Origin of the sequence: Bradyrhizobium sp. (genome assembly GCF_016462955.1) — a bacterium.
GTDB lineage: Bacteria > Pseudomonadota > Alphaproteobacteria > Rhizobiales > Xanthobacteraceae > Bradyrhizobium.
Genome location: NZ_JAEMSD010000846.1, coordinates 1 through 1,746, shown reverse-complemented (window position 1 = coordinate 1,746; position 1,746 = coordinate 1). Strand labels below are relative to the sequence as shown.

General features: G+C 66.2%; 1 protein-coding gene. It reads left to right on the top strand.

Annotated elements, in window-relative coordinates; translation table 11 throughout:
* Positions 1–258: 258 nt before the first annotated feature.
* The coding region (locus tag JHD07_RS39115; protein WP_291631930.1) for a methyl-accepting chemotaxis protein at positions 259–1,746 on the top strand (1,488 nt) is incomplete at its 3' end.

Sequence of the window (1,746 nt, the reverse complement as noted above, 5' to 3'; positions counted from 1 at the left end):
ATGTTAAGGTGCGCGCTGTCTTTAGTAACCAAACAGGTGCGCAATCGTGCTTCGGGTCGGTCTTGCGATCATTGGACTTGGCGTCGTTCTCGCCTCTCCCGTTCTCGCGGAGGCGGAGAGCCGCTACGCGCTGATCGTCGAGCTGCCATGGCAGGATGGCCATGCAGTCGAGATCGGGCGTGGCGCTGGCGGCCTGTTGCTGCAGTCGGGCTGGCACAACGCTGTCTTCTATTTTCCTGAAGGCGTCGAACTGCCGGATTGGACGGGCGCAACTGCCACCTTTCCCGTGAGCGGGAACATTGCGGCGTGCAACGGCGCGAACCAGACGGAGTCGAGATGACAGCTGTGGAAGACCTGCGCGCGAAAGCCGCCCCAATCATCATCGCGCTGCTTCTCGCCGTGTGCGCCGGAGCCGTCATCACGGCGTGGGCGATGGACACGAACGCGATGCTCGTCTCGCTGGGCGCGGGCGCGCTCAGCCTGTCTGCCATCCTGTCATGGCGCGCCTCGCCAACGGGCGCCCTCACACGCTCTCTGGTCACGGTCTGTTCGTGCGCCTCGGTCGGTCTCGTCCTGATCGCGCTCGAAGGCCATGCCTACATCGTCGACGCCCACATGGCGTTCTTCGCTGTCCTTGCGGTCAGCGTGCTGTGGGCCTGCTGGCGCGCCATATTCTGGGGCGCGGCCACCGTCGCCGTCCATCATCTCGTGCTGAACTTCGGCTGGCCCTCTCTGGTCTTCCCGGGCGGATCGGATCTCGTACGCGTTGTGCTGCACGCGGTAATTCTCATCGCGGAAGCCGCCGCGCTGGCCTGGCTCGCCGCCAAGGTGGAGCGACTGCTGAGCGTCGAAGACATGGCGAAATCGGCAGAGGAAATGCGCACGATGGCCGAGAACGCCGCCAAGCAGGCCGAGACCGCACGCCAGCTGACCGAACAGAAGCTTGCCGCAAGCGAGAACGAGCGGGTCCGGCAGGAGCAGTTCGCCCGCGCGGTCGAGCAGTTCCGCGGTGAGATCACGCGACTGACCGAAGCTTCCGCGCGCGATGTCGGCGCCAACCGCCGCACGGCCGAGGCGCTGACCGAATCTGCCAGCCAGGCGGCAGAGCGCGCCGCATCCGCCGCACGCACGTCCGCCCAGGCCTCGAGCGAGACGCAAAGCGTTGCCGCGGCTGCCGAGGAGCTGACCGCCTCTATCCAGGAACTGTCCAACCAGGCTTCGCGCGCACTGAACCAGGCGCGTCACTCACGCGACCTGACGCGCAAGGGCGAGGTCGAGGTAGACGCGCTCGGCCGCCAGGGCGCAAAGATTGCCGAAGTCGTCGAGATGATCCGCTCAATCGCGCAGCAGACCAATCTACTTGCCCTCAACGCCACGATCGAAGCCGCGCGTGCGGGCGAGGCGGGCAAGGGGTTCGCCGTCGTCGCCTCCGAGGTGAAGCAACTCGCCGGCCAGACAGCGACCTCTACGGTTGAGATCGAGGCTATCATCTCGGCGATGCAGTCGTCGGTCGGCGGGGTCGCAGCGGCTTTCAGCGAAGTGCTGAAGACGCTGTCCGAAGTGGAAGGCATTGTGAGCCAGATGGCCGCGTCGGTGAGCGACCAGAATGCTGCGACGGGCGAGATCGCCAGCGCTATCAGCAGCTCCTCGCGCAATGCCGACCAGACGGCTCAGGACATCGGCACGCTGGCCGAGAACGCCACGCGCACGTCCGGCGCCATGGGCGACATGCGCGCAGTCTCGGAC